Below are 14695 nucleotides of genomic sequence, written 5' to 3'. Positions count from 1 at the left end.
AACAACCTCAGTAATTTAATCAACCGTTAAAACAATTTTACCAATATGAGCACTCGATTCCATCAACCGATGGGCATCCGCCACCCTGGCTAATGGAAACCTTGCTGCCATCTGGGGTGCAATTCTACCTGACTCGAGCAGCGGCCACACCTGTGCCAACAAAGCGCGGGCAATGCTTGCCTTGGCATCGTTAGACTGGGCCCTTAGGGTAGAGCCGGTCAGGGTTAGGCGCTTGAGCATGACCGGCAATAGGTTCACTTCAACCTGCGCGCCCTGCAAAAAAGCAATGTTGACAATACGGCCTTCGAGCGCTGCCAGTTTAATATTTTTCGCCACATAGTCGCCGCCCACCATATCCAAAATAACATCTACTCCGCGGCCCTCGGTGGCGGCTAACATTTCCGCAACAAAATCTTGTTCGCGGTAATTGATTGCCAGCTCGGCGCCCAAGGCGCAGCAAGCCTCGCACTTAGCCTTGGAGCCAGCGGTGACAAATACGCGAACACCGCGCGCCCTAGCTAATTGAATGGCCGTTGTACCTATGCCGCTGCTGCCGCCGTGTATCAGTAGGGTTTCGCCGGATTTAAGCCCAGCGCGCTGAAACAGATTGCCCCATACCGTGAATAATGTTTCCGGTAAGGCGGCGGCTTCGCTAAAGCTCAAACGTTTAGGTTTCGGTAGGCATTGCCCAGCCGGCACGCTCACCCGCTGAGCGTAGCCACCGCCATTGGTCAATGCACACACCTCGTCGCCGAGTGCCCAACCCTGCACGCCCTCGCCTAGGCCAACCACTTGGCCCGCCACCTCCAAGCCGAGAATGGGCGAGTGACCGGCCGGCGCTGGGTAAAAGCCCGCGCGCTGCACTAGGTCGGGGCGATTCACGCCTGCGGCCTGGACACTAATCAAAACCTCGCCAGGACCAACCTCAGGTGCCGGAAGCTCGCGCAATCGCATCACATCTGCTTCGCCGAAAACGGGTAAATCGATAGCTAGCATTGTGTTGTTCAAGGTCATTGCCTCGCTCCTTTTAGCGTGAACCGGCAGCCTATCCTAAGCCCCAGCAGGTTTCAAAATTAGCGGACATAAAAAAAGGCCCTAAGGCCCACGGCTATTCCATAAAAACGAGGCGATGACCTTAATTACGTTTTACGCCACACAGTAGATTCACCATCTCAGCGTCCGTCTGGATAGGAGTCTGACACTCGCATTAGCGACAGGATGTGAATCCACCTCTGTAGCCTCAACACCCGCGCTTCGGAGCCTGCCCACAATGACACCTTGTGGGCATTGCTATCGCTAGTAGGTGCGCCAAGCGCTGGCGCACCAAAACTATGAAACAGCAGCTCCCGAAAGCGTTTTAACGCGAACCGCTAAAGCGTCGGCGAGGAGGTGAAAGGCTTCACACCCAAAACACCGTACAACTCGCTCGGCTTGAACATCTGCTCGCCTTTAATAACCAGCGCCACTTTGCGAATATCGGCAATATTTTTAAGCGGGTCGCCATCAATCAGCAACATGTCGGCCTGCTTGCCCACCGTTATCGAACCGGTTTTATGGGCTGCGCCCACTAAGCGCGCACACTCGAGGCTAGCGATGCGTAACACATCGATGCTCGGAATACCCGCCTGCACGTAAAGCTCTAATTCCCGTTGCAAGGTAAAACCGGCGATGTTATCGGTGCCTGGAACAATACCAACACCATTGTCATAGAGTAACTTAACCATTTTTAGCATGGCAGCTGAACTGGCTTGATAGTCATCCCACTGATCGGCCGGCACTGGCATTTCCGCGCCTTTTAGCGAGCGCACCACCGCCGGCGGTAAATGCTCGGCTACTGGCAAAAACTCCGCATCAATTTTTTTATTTTCGCGCACTAATAAACTGCGAAAGGTAGACACAGTTGGGTCGACCACTATGTGTTTACGCTTCAGTAGCGCGATGAAGGCGCTCACCTCTGGGCTTTTTAAATCCAGACTATGGGCCTTTTCACCCACCAAAGAAAAGCGCAAGCGCTGCCGAGTGTCGACCTCTGTGCCAGCGAGAAAATTCAAAAACAACATATTGATATGTTGAATTTCATCGTAACCATTCTCGACCGCCTGCTCCGCCGTCATGAACGCCGGAATATGGCCACTCACGCGCATGCCGCGGTTGTGCGCAGTGTCGCTAATGGGCTTAACCCAGCTTGGGTCTATGGAACTGTATAGCTTTACCTGCAGGTAACCGTTATCGGCAAACCAGTTCACTTTTTCTAGCGCTTCGGCCAGCGATTTAACGGACAAGCCGGCCGAGTATTCACTCTCTTGATCCATAAAACCGGCGCGATAGACCGCGGGGCCGATAAGGCCACCATTACTGAACAATTTATCCAAGCTCATGATGTTGTCGTGATTATTCCCGATGTCGCGCACACTGGTGACACCGGCCGCAATATTTAACAAGCCATCATTTTTTGACAGGTGACCATGCATATCCCACAGGCCGGGGATCAACGTTTTGCCTTTGCCAGAAACCGTTTTATAACTGCCGGAAACCTTTAAGTTCTTACCCAGTTCGGTAATAACACCTTGCTCGACCAACACATCAACACCCTTGAGCTGCTGTTTGTTTTCCACATCGGCAACGGTAACGGATTTAACTAACAGACGCGGTGTGGCGTGGCTATATTGTTGAGCAACTTTTTCCAGATACTCACTCTCCGCTTGCGTCTGAATATCAGCCAGTTGCTTAAAGTTATCCAAGCTGTAACCATCGCGGATCACGCGCATAAAACCGCTGTAATCTTTCGCGAAGAACATACCATCATCGTCGTGCCAACTAAGGCTCGGGGTAAAATCTAAACCCGAGATAGCGTACAAATGCACTTGCTGAGATTGCTTGCCGTTTTTCACGGTAACGGTGCGCAACTTGCTGATATGGGCTTTACCCGAGGGCAATAAATCGATGCTTTTATCGGGTGCTGCCAACAGTGCGCGCACCATCATATTAAAGCTGGCTGAACCATCGGCCGGTACATAGAAACGTTTTTGCGTGCCGAGTATTTCACCTTCATCTTTGGTACTGTTCCAGCGCGCGAGGGAACCGGTCCACTCAAAGGTTTCTTCGATTTTGGAACCAAAGGCCGTGGTACCGCTGGCTTTATACGCGACGAGATAGTCGTCATCATCGGTACTTAACCGCTCTTCGACCTTGTACCGACGGTTGTTCCAGCCCACTTCCAAAAGGCCTTCATAACTGTTTTCTCCGGTTTTATGAAAAACTTGTTTCCCAGCTAGACCCTTTTCGCTGTACCACAAATTGGTTACGTCTTCTTTAGCAACGGTCACCGCCGATAAACTTGCTGCAAATAGACCCAATATCAATGACTTAACGAGTTTCATCCTGAATATCCTTTTGTGTGAACGGTCATCATAGTGCAAAAGGTTGCACCGATAACGCTTATGACGCACCGAGTGTAGCAGCTGGGCTGAATACAAGGTCAATCAGCTAGGGTAACAGCAACACCGAGTCCAGCAATCCTAGGCGGTTTAAGCGCTTTATTCGTTTAACCGAAAAATATTCTGTTTAAGCGCAATCAAATAGGCACATTTGACGTCTTTATAAAGGCATGACCTTATTTTTCTTTTCAACAAGGACTTCAGCCATGAAAACTACTCTAGCATCCACTTGTGCCACACTCGTTGCGATAGGATTGGCGCACAGCGCTAACGCTGTACCCGATCAACCCAGTGCTTGGGAAAAATGTGCGGGTATCGCCAAAGCGGGCAACAACGATTGTGCAGCACTTGATGGTAAACATGGCTGTGCAGCCATGGCTAGTGACGATGCCAGCCTCAACGAATGGGTTTATGTACCGCAAGGCAGTTGTGAAAAAATTGTCGGCGGCGTGGTCGTCGCTGTAAAACCAGCAAAGTAGACACAGTGACGCCTTTATCCGGTGTGGGTGTGGGGCTCAGAACGCCCCATATTTTATCTCTTATCTCAGGATCGCCGCAGCTCGACTTCGTCGAACTACTAAGTGATAACTGGATCAATGCCAGCGGTGTTAACTATCAACTGTTGGAAAAGATACGCGCAACCTTCCCCGTAGCGCTACACGGCGTTTCGCTCAATATCGGCGGAACAGATCCCTTGGATGAAACCTATTTACAATCGCTAAAAAATTTGGCGGAGATATGCCGCGCCAGTGTTATTTCTGATCATCTTTGCTTCACGCGATCTGGCGCTATTCACCTGTGCGACCTAGCCCCCCTCGCATTCAATAACCGCATGTTAGATTGGGTTTGTCATCGCGTCGATGCCATTCAACAATTTCTCGGCCAAACCATTGCGTTAGAAAATACTTGTCGTTATTGGCTGTGGCCGAATCAAACCTTAAACGAAGCCCAATTTCTCAATCGATTAGCAGAAAAAACCGGGGCTAAACTCATTGCTGATTTGAGCAACTGCTGGATAAATCAACACAATGCCAAACACCACGGTTGGCCAGACGCAGATGCACAGCGTTGGATTGACAGTATTAACCCAAAACACCTTGCCTATATTCACTTGGGCGGGTTTCATCAACAGGACCAATGGCTAGTGGACAGCCACAGCGCCGCCATTGCATCACCCGTCTGGGCTTTGTATCGCTCAGCGCTGGCCCGTTGGGGCGCGGTGCCTACCGTGATCGAATGGGACAATCAACTGCCTTCGGCCCACACATTACTTGCTGAGGCCAAAATCGCAAAAGCGCTGCAAAAGACGACGGATATTCAAAGCTGCACCACACGGGCAGCCAAACCAACCGTAGCGCTCAGAGAGTCTACCTCACTTAAACACACGCCCAAGAATCCACCCATGACGTTATCCGCGACACCGGATAGGACTGACAAGGTAAAAAAATCTCAGCGCACTTCTTTTGTGATGGATCTGCAGCGGCAACAAAAACGGTTCGTTGAACATACCTATAGAAATAGAAATGGAACTATTTACAGTAGAAATCTCTGGGCCACTCGGTTAGCCACATTACAAAACACCTTTCCCACGTTAGCGCGTTATTCGCCACCAGAACTGTTCAGAGCCTATGCCGCCACTCACCCGCTAGAGCATAGCAACTTGAACAACTATGGCGTTCACCTAGGCAGTTGGCTTTTGCAGCAACCCGCGCTGGCCCATTTCAGTGATTTGGCGGCTATCGAGTGGGCGATGCAGCAATGCTATTACAATAGCGATCTGCCCGAGGCAAGACCATTGCATGCATTTTCACAGCTGACGCCACTGGCGCAAACACTCAGCCGTTGGCAAACACCAACCGCGGTTCAATGCGTGCATTGTAAGGTAGCAGGTAGCTACTGGTTAAAGGACTTCCAAGCAATTATCAGTGCAGAGCCTGGCACACGAAACTCAACCGCTGCTGAAACGAGTCCTAGCATTGATAAAGACTGTTTCCTCATCGTGCATCGCAGCGCAGGCCCAGTCCAGTTGCAGCAAGTGAACAGAGCGCAATATGAACTCACCATGATGCTAAAGCATCCAACAACACTCGCTCACATCCACTCTATCGCCGTCGCGCAAGGCATTGACCCAAGTGAATTTTTCGCTCAAAGTATCGCCCACCAATGGATTAGGTGGATAGACGATGATGTACCAACATCACACGGCAATGTTCTCAACGAACGGTTAAACACCAGCGTTGATTCCACGGCTAGATCGCGCCTCCAGCTCACAGAAATTGACGCCATACATAGGCCAATATCACTTTCAAAAGTATTTCACCTATGAACCTTACCAATCAGCAGTGGCAATCGCTCTATCGCTATGGTGTGACATTATGCGGCGACAATGACGAAGCGCTCGATTTACTGCACGCTGCCGTAGAACGATTATTGCGAGTAAAACACACCAAGGTAATTACCCCTGAAGCCTATTTGCGCACCGTTATGCGCAATTTACAATACGATCGCTGGCGCCAACAAAAAAATACGCCCGTACACGTGACCTGGGAGCAAGGCGGCGAGGACTTGGTTGATGTCATCAGCTTAGATACTGACGATCTGGAAAATACCATTATCCGGCGCGACACGTTATTAGCCATTTGGAAAACACTGTCGATCGAACAAAAGGATATTTTGTACCTTTGGGCTTGGCTAGGTTACAGCACCCAAGAAGCCGCCGATGAGCTAAACATGCCGAAAGGTTCCCTACTGGCGAAAATTCATCGCTTGAGGCAGAAACTCATCGCCGAAAATAATTCATCCGAGTCAGCGCGAGCCGCACCATGAACACATCTAACGCTAATACGCCTATCAAAGAACTCGTGCGTGAAAAAATCGCTGAAGTCAGTTTAAGTGACGCTCAAATTGATGCGCTTAATGCCCACTTAAATCCGCCGCTACCTCAGAAAAAGCCCTGGTCAAATCTGATGATCGCTGCCGGCTTTGTTTTGTTCATGGGGCTTGGCTTAATGGCGCATACGCAATGGCAGGCATGGAAAAAAGAGCAACTATTTATAGCGATAGCCCAAGAGGTAGTGGATAACCATCTAAAACAACGCCCACTTGAATTTCAAGACCAAGATCTTGCCGGTTTAGATAGCCACTTTACTGAATTAAATTTCACCTTAGTTAACAGTATCCAGCTGCCCCATTTACATACTGAGTTGCTGGGCGGACGCTACTGCTCTATTCAAGGTGTAACCGCCGCACAACTACGTTTGCAAAATGATAACGCTCAAGTAAGCAGCTTGTACCAAGTGCCCTTTACCGCAGCATTATTTTCAACCTTGGGCAACATCAATGTGGATGAGCAACCGGTGCTGCGCTATGCCAAAGGTTTCGCTGTCACCCTTTGGGAAGAGAAAGGCGTACTCATGGTTTTGGTGCAATCGCCCAACACCGAGCTGACGCCTATCGTCAAACCTGAATTACCAACTCTGGTACCACCACCTAGCTTAACGCCTTAGTAGCAGCGAGCAGGTAATCTAAACTGGCGCTAATCGCCGCCACTTGCGCGAGTACGCAGTTCTCAGCCGTGGCGCGCGGGCTATCCGGATAAACCTCCGTGGTTGTCACGAGCGGCGCATCCGTTAGCCCCATACATAAACCCAATTTTTTCGCCGCATAATTGATCACGCCTTTCTGTTCCAAGGGCGCACCGATGATCTTATTCTCCGCATCGGCTTCCGCTATATGCGTCACCTTTTCAACCGCCGTAATAATGGCCTGTTGAAACGCCGGTTGCGGCCGATCGGTGCAACCCACTAAGTAAAAGCCATCGGGAATATTCCAGTTTTTATTCACCACCCCGTCGCGCGCAGCCAGTGCGGGGCGAAATTCCTCGTTGTCGGAATCGGTGGTTTCATGCAGATCAATGTGTAGATCGAGGGGTAGTTCCAGTGCGGCGATATAATCCATCACGGCACTCGCCTCGGCCGCTAGGCGGCTCGGTAGAAATGACCGGTTAGGATCAACTGCCAAGGGGTTCCAGCGATTAATCGTTTCATAGCCCCAAGGACTAATACAAGGCAAGACCAGCAGGTTGATGTTATCGCTATATTGCTTCGCAACCTGCTCGGCGAAATACAGCGCCCCCAACACGCCGCTGGTTTCGTAACCATGCACACCGCCAGTGACTAAGCAGGTTGCCTTTTCGGTTGTCCACTCACCTATTTTTAACGCCAACAATGGGTACTGATCGGAACCGTAATCGAGCTGCCCATACTGTTCAATTTGAACAAACTCAGCTAGGGCTTCGATGCGAGCTACAACATCATCTTGGTAAGAACGACGTTTGCGCTGCTGCGCGCGCCAGTGTGTTTTTTCTGCCTCGGTCCAAGGTTGATTTGGGCTGCCGATGGGGTAAATAGGATTATCTAGCATGATTACTCGCCAGTTATAAAAAATTTGTTGCTGTTAAGTGTTGATACGCGCCCGGTATTAACCAGCCATCGCCATCTACCAACGATCGAGCGAGTTGCTGGCATCGGCGTTAACCATTAAGGCGCTAAGCGATCAATCGCCCATTGTTCACCGGTGCGTCGATAACTAAAGCGATCGTGTAACCGGTTAGCCCCACCCTGCCAAAATTCTATTTCGTGGGGCGCAACCCGAAAGCCGCCCCAAAAATCCGGTGCGGGAATATCGCCGTGAGCGAATTTTTCTTTCATTCTCGCCACCTGCTGCATCAACATTTGACGGGTCGACACCGGGTGACTCTGGTGCGAAGCCCAAGCCGCTAGCTGACTTTCCTTCGGTCGAGATAAAAAATATTTAGCCGACTCAACGGCACTAATTTTTTCTGCCACTCCACACACTTTCACTTGCCGCTCGATATCGTGCCAGGGAAAATGCAAACTAATTTTCTGATTGCCGGCTAATTCACGGGCTTTGCGCGAACCGTAATTGGTAAAAAAAACAAAACCGGCCGCATCTACATGTTTAAGTAACACGATGCGCTGCGACGGCTGACCCGACGCATCTACCGTGGCGACGGTCATGGCGGTGGGGTCTTTAAGTTGCAGTTCGATGGCTTGCTTCAACCATATTTCAAATTGCGCTATGGGGTTTGCGGCAAGATCTTTCTCATCCAGCCCAGCCATTAAATAATCTCGACGTAAATCTTCCAGATTCATAGGACACTCGGTCTCGGCAACATTTAACGCTATTATAGAACGATACAAGTCTTTAAACGACCGACGCTCGAAAACCATCAAACCTGAACAACAGCCATAGCAGACAAGTAGGTATGAAAACACTGAAAAAAGAAAACATCGCCGGACTGATTGTCGCTGGCGGCCAAGGCATGCGCATGGGTAAAACGGATAAGTGCCTACTCACACTAGACAACAAAACCTTGCTAGCGCGCTGCGTGGCCCGACTCAATCCGCAAGTGAACACCTTAGCGTTTAATGCTAATGGTCAACTTGATCGCTTCAGTGAGGTACTCAATACACTGCCACTCATGCCCATGCTGCCCGATAGGCCACCCAGTGCTGGCCCCATCAGCGGTATTATCGCCGGCCTCACTTGGCTGCAGCATCAACCGGAAGAATGGCTAGTCACCATTGCCGCCGACACGCCCTTCTTCCCCATGGATTTAGTTGCTCGCCTCAGCCAAGGGCTGGGCGTAAAAACACCTTTAGCCGTGGCCAGCGATAGCCACGGCATGCACCCGCTGTTTGGGCTTTGGCATAAAAGCCTTTTACCGCGCTTACAGCAGGCGTTGGCGCAAGATGAATGTCGATTGCAGCAATTAATCAAAGCAATAGGCGGGATACAAGTGGACTTTAGTGGCTGCGGGCCCGAGGCGTTTTTTAATATCAATACGCCAGAGGAATGGGCCCGCGCACAAGCGCAACAGGCGCTTACAGCAAAATAAGCGTGTGATAAAAACCAATACCGAAAATAACATTGAGCGGAAAGGTGAGGCCTAGGGACGCCAGCATAGCTAGGCCGATATTGGCCGAGGGAATAGCGCCCTTGATCGCGGCAGGGGCAGCAATGTAAGACGCGCTCGCCGTTAAGCTGGCCAAGATTACCGTGGTACCTTCCGACAAGCCCAAGAGTTTACCTGCAACAATACCGGCGATAGCCAATATTGGTGGCGCCAAGAGCGCGAAGGCGAGTAGTCGCCATTGCTGCCAGGGGAAAGGCCTAAGGGTTTCCGCCGCAACCAAACCCATCTCCAATAAAAACAACGCCAACACGGCCTTAAAGGCACCAGTGTATAAATCGGTGACCGCGGCACCCTGAATAGGCCCGTACATAACGCCTATAATGACGCCACCGAGCAGTAAGATAACGCCACGGTTGGTGAAGGCCTCGTGCCAAAGTTGGGCCATGGTCGGCTGCACAGGCCCAGACACTTGAAAGCGGCGATACAACAACAGGCCGACAATAATGGCCGGTAACTCCATGGCCACCAAATACAAAGTCACCTCTGGCGCGAAAGCCAATTCGCGCGCTTCCACATAAGCCAATGCCACGGCAAAGGTACCGGCGCTAACCGAGCCATAGTGCGCGGCAATACTGGCGCTGTCTTCTAAGCTCAAGCCGACCAACTTACGCAAAATCGGGAAAAGGACGAGCGGAATACAGGCGCCAATGGCAATAAACGTAAACAAGGCAGGTAGCAGACCCGCATTTAAGTTACCGTAAAGCGCCATCCCGCCTTTCAAGCCAATGGTAAGCATGAGCAATAAGCTCAGGGTGTCATAGGCGGCTTTGGGAATTTTAAGATCTGAGCGAACAACACCGGCCACTAAGCCGAGCAGAAAAAACATGACAACGATATCTGGCATGAAACTTAACCCCTAATGACGTTGGGGCGCATTGTAACTGAGTTACCGCGGTAAAAGTAAAAGCCATACGGGCGGCAACAGGAACGCTTGCGACAGGGCGACCATGCCGGCACACTGCAGACAAGCATGCGGTGCACCTGTAAAGATCGAGACCACAACACCGGTGCGCAGGTGAGACATGCGTCCCGCCTCAAACACCCATCATTAAATAAGGAATAACGACAGGTACGCGCAGTGACTAAATTTCAACCGATTGCCAACATCTTCCGCCGGATACTATTGCCGCTGATTTTTAGCGCGGCTGCTCAGGCAGACTGGCCCAACGACGGCCGCATTGCCGTTAGCCTAGCCTACGACGATGCCTTAGCAAGCCAGCTCGACAACGCAGTGCCGGAGCTCAATCGCCTTCAACTAAAAGCATCTTTCTATCTTGTTCTCTCATCACCCGTGTTGGCCAGCCGCATGGGCGAGTGGCGGGCGCTTGCCAAGCAGGGGCACGAACTCGGCAACCACACCTTATTTCACCCCTGCCGCGCTTCCCTCCCCAACCGCGACTGGGTCGATCCGGAAAACGACTTAGATCAGTTGAGCGTGGCGCACATGACTAAAGAGATAGCAACGGCCAACACGTTTCTACAAGCGCTGGATGGCAAAACCGTGCGCACTTTTACGCCGCCCTGCTTCGACAAACTGGCTAACGGCGAAAATTATATAACGGCTATTGGCTCACAATTTACCTCGATAAAAGGCAATGATAAAAAGCTCGAGGCAGGCTCCACTTGGTATATGCCTAGCGACATCAGCGGCGACGCGCTCATTGCGCAGTTAAAAGAAAACACCCAACGCGGTGGCTTTGTCAGCTTCACTTTCCACGGTGTGGGTGGCGATCACTTGGCGGTGAGCACAGCTGCGCACCGGCAACTACTCGAGTATCTGGCTGCGCATCAGGATAAATACTACGTAGATAGCTACGTTAATATTGTGGGGAAAATTGATTGAGTGAAAGGGCCTGCAAGCCTGGTGGCCGGCCCCTACAAAGATAGCCAAGCAGTATTTGGTAAAGAGCTTTTGCCGCTATTTCTCTACGGTTCTAGGCTTGGTTCTTCTCGAGAAGTTGTAGCAGTTGCCGTATTTTTTTGCCCAGCGCGGTATTTTTGCCAGATTAATCGGGCGATCAAGCTCAACATCAAGGCAGCCACCCAAACGAATGCCATGGGCCAAACCACGCGCATAACCGATTGATCGGTAAATAATCCGTCCAACACTAAGATAAAAAATGCCGGCGCCATAGTTGGCAACTCAGGTGTCAGCGCCACAGGCGTTAACAGCCAAGCCCCAACGGTCACTGTCATGAACTGGGCTAACTCACCTCTGCGGCGAAACATCCACCAGGTCGCTACCATCAAACCCGCCACACCAGCAAGATAGGTGTACCACATAAAGGGCGTATTAGGATCTTCCATTTATTTGTTCCAAAAATGTCATGTTATAAATCTACCCAGTGAACGACTTCGTCTTGCCAATCCGCTTCGGGCACACTGCGTTCAGATTTAGCGCGACCACGCAAAGAGATTTTACTGGTGTGAACCGACTCGCGGCTGCCGGAAATTAACGGGTGCCAGTCGGGTAGGTCTTTGCCTTCAGCCACTAAACGGTAGGCGCAGGTAACCGGCAGCCAGTGAAAATCTTCCAGTTTATCCGCGCTTAATTGCAAGCAATTGGGCACCCGCTGTAAACGGTTCGAGTAATCAGTGCACTGGCACGTCTCTAGGTCTAACAACTGGCAGGCGAGACGCGTGTAATAAACTTCACCATCGTCTTCATCTTCCAACTTTTGCAAGCAACATTTCGCACAACCATCGCACAAGGCTTCCCACTGGTAGGCCGTCATCTCTGCCAGCGGCGTTTCTCGCCAGTAATCTCGAGCCCAAGCCATAACTTATACCAACTTTGAATTATGCTTGTTGACGTCTGTCATATAGTCATCCTTCGGCGGCGGCAGTTGTAAAAAGAAGCCGTTAGCATCCAGTGCCAACTTCACTTTCTCCACATCAACCCGCGCCAATTTTCGACCATCTTTTAAGAGTAAAGTCATGGCCAATACCGGCTTGCCAAATTTTTCCAGCAGTGCCTCTGGCACACGAGATAAACCAACGGTCTTGCGAACATATAAAAACATGTCGCTGTCTTTCGGGCTTTTATACACTTCACACAAGTTTTTTAGGGCGTCAGTCATATTGGGTTCTCGCAGTCGAATTGAACAGCCAATTCCTGGGCCTTTACTTCCATTAGCTTGCCGACAACTTCATAGCGCCAGCCTTGCAAACTTGCGGGCAGAGCCACCTCGCCGGCCAAAACGCTGCGGGTGAGTTGCTCCAAATCTTTCTTCCGAACGATAATTTCTGAGGTAATAGCCTGCGCTTGCGCCACGTCGAGGGCAATACTTTTTAACGCCTTTAAAATATCCCCTTGCGCAGGGGTCAAGGGTTTTGGCAGGCGTGGAGGGTGTGATTCGGCCGGCAGCGCAGACGCAGTTGCCACCAATGCCAACACCTCGTCGCTGTGTTCTTTTAAGGTGCGATGGCCCATGCCGTCAATGGCCGCCAACTGCTTTGTATTAGTGGGCTTTTTACGCGCCACTTCCCAGGCCGCATTTTCCTTCATCAGGCGATTGCGGGGTACATCCGATAACCGCGCTTGGGTTTCGCGCCAGATACACAGTTGCTGTAGCACCACCAGTTGATCGGGAAATAATTTCCACGCCAGTTTAATTTTTGTGTAAGCCTCGGAGTAATCATCATCGGTATTGGCGGCGGACACCAAAATCGCGCACTCTTCCCGCACCCAATCAAGCCGACCCAAGGCTTTGAGCGCGACTAAGATTTTACCGTACACAATTAACAGGTAGGCCACATCTAAAGCGGCATAGTGCAACTGCGATTGACTTAACGGCCGCTGCATCCAATCTGAACGGGTTTCACCCTTATCTAACGCAATACCCAGTTGATCGTTAATGAGCGCAGCATAACCCAAGGAAAAACCCATATTGGCATAGGCCGCAGCAATTTGTGTATCCATCAATGGCGAGGGAACAACACCGAGTAAAAAGCGAAACACTTCTAAATCTTCCGAACAGGAGTGAATGACTTTTACCGTGTCTGGATGGGTCATCAATCGTGTCAGCGACGACAAATCTTTTATCGCCAAGGGGTCAATTAAGTAGCAGCCTTTACCGTCGCCCACCTGAATCAAACCGGCGTGAGGATAGTAGGTGGAGCTACGCATGAATTCGGTGTCTATGGCGATAGCGGCTTGTTGCATCCAGGCGGTGCACAAATTATCCAGCGTTGCTTTGTCGTCGACCCAAATAGGTTCGATAGGAATGGTCATTAAATTTTCTGCCTGCTGGAAAATGCATGCGCCAGTGTACCGCCATCGATGTATTCCAGTTCGCCCCCAAGGGGCACACCTTGAGCAATGCGCGATACGGTGACTTGTAATTTTTTAGCGCGCTCGGAAATATAATGGCAGGTGGCCTCGCCCTCGATGGTGGGATTGGTTGCCATTATCACTTCTTCAACTTCGCCGGTGCTCAGCAATTGCTGCAATTGATCGAGCCCTAAATCGCTCGGGCCTATGCCATCGATAGGCGACAAGTGCCCGTGCAAGACAAAATACGTGCCCTTGTAAGTGCCGGCTTGTTCGATGGCCAACACATCTGCCGGCGTCTCCACCACACACAGCAAAGATTTTAACCGCCGGTGGTTATTGCAAATGGTGCAAAACTCTTCTTCCGTTAGCGTGCGGCAGCGACTGCATTCACTCACACCGTCAACCGATTCAGCCAGCGCTTTCGCTAGTCGAGACGCGCCTTCGCGGTCGCGCTCGAGCAAGTGCAGCGCCATTCGCTGAGCAGACTTAGGCCCGACGCCGGGCAGACAGCGCAGTGAACTCATTAACTCATCAATCAGAGGACTAAACATGGTGTACCGCGGTTACATTCATCGAACGCTAGGATTTTCTAGCAGCTTGCTCGGCCAAGGGCCTGATAAAATTTGCACAATGTATACTTAAAACGGCATTTTAAAGCCGGGTGGCATTTGCATGCCGCCGGTGATACTGCCCATCATTTCCTTATTTTTTTCTTCCACTTTGCGCACCGCATCATTCACCGCTGCGGCTAAAAGATCTTCGAGCATTTCTTTGTCTTCCGACATCAAAGCGTCGTCGATGCTCACCTTGCGCACATCGTGGCGACCATTCATCAACACGGTGACTAGGCCGGCGCCGGCTGCACCGGTGACTTCGGCATTAGCAAGATCTTCCTGCATCTTTTGCATTTTTTCTTGCATTTGTTGCGCCTGTTTCATCAGGTCGCCCATATTTCCAAACATATCTACCTCTCACATTGACCCA

At 50.9% G+C, this 14695-nt stretch carries 17 protein-coding genes; 6 read left to right on the top strand and 11 right to left on the bottom strand.

The window, feature by feature from the left end; genetic code table 11:
- Nucleotides 1-15 precede the first annotated feature (15 nt).
- Both ACGHTT_RS05405 and ACGHTT_RS05400 read right to left on the bottom strand, forming a co-directional pair.
- A complete protein-coding gene (locus ACGHTT_RS05405; protein WP_390593991.1) occupies nucleotides 16-1014 on the bottom strand; it encodes an NAD(P)H-quinone oxidoreductase in 999 nt (332 codons plus the stop codon).
- A gap of 356 nt (nucleotides 1015-1370) precedes the next feature.
- Nucleotides 1371-3380, bottom strand: a complete 2010-nt coding sequence (locus ACGHTT_RS05400; RefSeq protein WP_390593990.1) for an amidohydrolase family protein — start codon at nucleotides 3378-3380, stop codon at nucleotides 1371-1373.
- A gap of 263 nt (nucleotides 3381-3643) precedes the next feature.
- On the opposite strand from ACGHTT_RS05400, the gene ACGHTT_RS05395 reads away from it, so the two are divergent.
- The 4 genes from ACGHTT_RS05395 to ACGHTT_RS05380 are packed head-to-tail and all read left to right on the top strand — an operon-like array spanning nucleotide 3644 to nucleotide 6943.
- Nucleotides 3644-3916 (top strand): DUF2282 domain-containing protein, encoded by a 273-nt coding sequence (locus tag ACGHTT_RS05395; protein ID WP_390593989.1) that lies wholly within the window; start codon nucleotides 3644-3646, stop codon nucleotides 3914-3916.
- A 5-nt stretch (nucleotides 3917-3921) separates the two neighbouring features.
- The gene (locus ACGHTT_RS05390) at nucleotides 3922-5763 is read left to right on the top strand and encodes a DUF692 family multinuclear iron-containing protein (RefSeq protein WP_390593988.1); all 1842 of its coding nucleotides are present in this window, start codon (nucleotides 3922-3924) and stop codon (nucleotides 5761-5763) included.
- On the top strand, nucleotides 5760-6263 hold the full coding sequence (locus tag ACGHTT_RS05385) for an RNA polymerase sigma factor (protein ID WP_390593987.1): 504 nt from the start codon (nucleotides 5760-5762) through the stop codon (nucleotides 6261-6263). Before ACGHTT_RS05390 ends, ACGHTT_RS05385 begins: the two co-directional genes overlap by 4 nt.
- The gene (locus tag ACGHTT_RS05380; RefSeq protein WP_390593986.1) at nucleotides 6260-6943 is read left to right on the top strand and encodes a hypothetical protein; all 684 of its coding nucleotides are present in this window, start codon (nucleotides 6260-6262) and stop codon (nucleotides 6941-6943) included. Before ACGHTT_RS05385 ends, ACGHTT_RS05380 begins: the two co-directional genes overlap by 4 nt.
- On the opposite strand, the gene ACGHTT_RS05375 is transcribed toward ACGHTT_RS05380, so the two are convergent.
- The gene (locus ACGHTT_RS05375; RefSeq protein ID WP_390593984.1) at nucleotides 6927-7859 is read right to left on the bottom strand and encodes a M14 family metallocarboxypeptidase; all 933 of its coding nucleotides are present in this window, start codon (nucleotides 7857-7859) and stop codon (nucleotides 6927-6929) included. The genes ACGHTT_RS05380 and ACGHTT_RS05375 overlap by 17 nt on opposite strands.
- A 116-nt stretch (nucleotides 7860-7975) precedes the next feature.
- Nucleotides 7976-8611: a pyridoxamine 5'-phosphate oxidase gene (gene pdxH, locus ACGHTT_RS05370; protein ID WP_390593983.1), complete on the bottom strand. Its 636-nt coding sequence runs from the start codon at nucleotides 8609-8611 to the stop codon at nucleotides 7976-7978.
- 113 nt (nucleotides 8612-8724) lie between these two features.
- Here pdxH and mobA point away from each other — a divergent pair, with 113 nt between their 5' ends.
- Nucleotides 8725-9357 (top strand): molybdenum cofactor guanylyltransferase MobA, encoded by a 633-nt coding sequence (gene mobA / locus ACGHTT_RS05365; protein ID WP_390593981.1) that lies wholly within the window; start codon nucleotides 8725-8727, stop codon nucleotides 9355-9357.
- Here the strand turns inward: mobA and ACGHTT_RS05360 are convergent.
- Complete coding sequence (locus ACGHTT_RS05360) at nucleotides 9344-10279, bottom strand: sodium-dependent bicarbonate transport family permease (RefSeq protein WP_390593980.1); 936 nt, start codon at nucleotides 10277-10279, stop codon at nucleotides 9344-9346. The genes mobA and ACGHTT_RS05360 overlap by 14 nt on opposite strands.
- Nucleotides 10280-10513: 234 nt before the next feature.
- Between ACGHTT_RS05360 and ACGHTT_RS05355 the strand changes: the two genes are divergently transcribed.
- Nucleotides 10514-11278 (top strand): polysaccharide deacetylase family protein, encoded by a 765-nt coding sequence (locus ACGHTT_RS05355; protein WP_390593978.1) that lies wholly within the window; start codon nucleotides 10514-10516, stop codon nucleotides 11276-11278.
- An 83-nt stretch (nucleotides 11279-11361) separates the two neighbouring features.
- Here the strand turns inward: ACGHTT_RS05355 and ACGHTT_RS05350 are convergent, their stop codons facing one another.
- From ACGHTT_RS05350 to ACGHTT_RS05325, 6 genes are all read right to left on the bottom strand, one after another.
- Nucleotides 11362-11742, bottom strand: a complete 381-nt coding sequence (locus ACGHTT_RS05350) for a hypothetical protein (protein ID WP_390593977.1) — start codon at nucleotides 11740-11742, stop codon at nucleotides 11362-11364.
- 23 nt (nucleotides 11743-11765) lie between these two features.
- Nucleotides 11766-12215 carry a YcgN family cysteine cluster protein gene (locus tag ACGHTT_RS05345; protein WP_390593976.1) on the bottom strand — a complete coding sequence of 150 codons (450 nt, stop codon included), beginning with the start codon at nucleotides 12213-12215 and terminating at the stop codon, nucleotides 11766-11768.
- 3 nt (nucleotides 12216-12218) lie between these two features.
- Entirely contained in the window at nucleotides 12219-12515 is a 297-nt protein-coding gene (locus tag ACGHTT_RS05340; protein WP_379784145.1) for a YcgL domain-containing protein, read from the bottom strand.
- On the bottom strand, nucleotides 12512-13669 hold the full coding sequence (rnd, locus tag ACGHTT_RS05335; RefSeq protein ID WP_390593975.1) for a ribonuclease D: 1158 nt from the start codon (nucleotides 13667-13669) through the stop codon (nucleotides 12512-12514). Before rnd ends, ACGHTT_RS05340 begins: the two co-directional genes overlap by 4 nt.
- Nucleotides 13669-14262 (bottom strand): recombination mediator RecR, encoded by a 594-nt coding sequence (gene recR, locus ACGHTT_RS05330; RefSeq protein ID WP_390593974.1) that lies wholly within the window; start codon nucleotides 14260-14262, stop codon nucleotides 13669-13671. Before recR ends, rnd begins: the two co-directional genes overlap by 1 nt.
- 87 nt (nucleotides 14263-14349) lie before the next feature.
- Nucleotides 14350-14673, bottom strand: coding sequence for a YbaB/EbfC family nucleoid-associated protein (locus ACGHTT_RS05325; RefSeq protein ID WP_390593973.1), 324 nt, complete (start codon nucleotides 14671-14673; stop codon nucleotides 14350-14352).
- Between the last annotated feature and the right edge of the window lie 22 nt (nucleotides 14674-14695).

The sequence above is a fragment of the Simiduia litorea genome (genome assembly GCF_042853465.1).
Lineage (GTDB): Bacteria > Pseudomonadota > Gammaproteobacteria > Pseudomonadales > Cellvibrionaceae > Simiduia > Simiduia litorea.
This window is presented reverse-complemented; position numbering and strand designations above follow the sequence as displayed.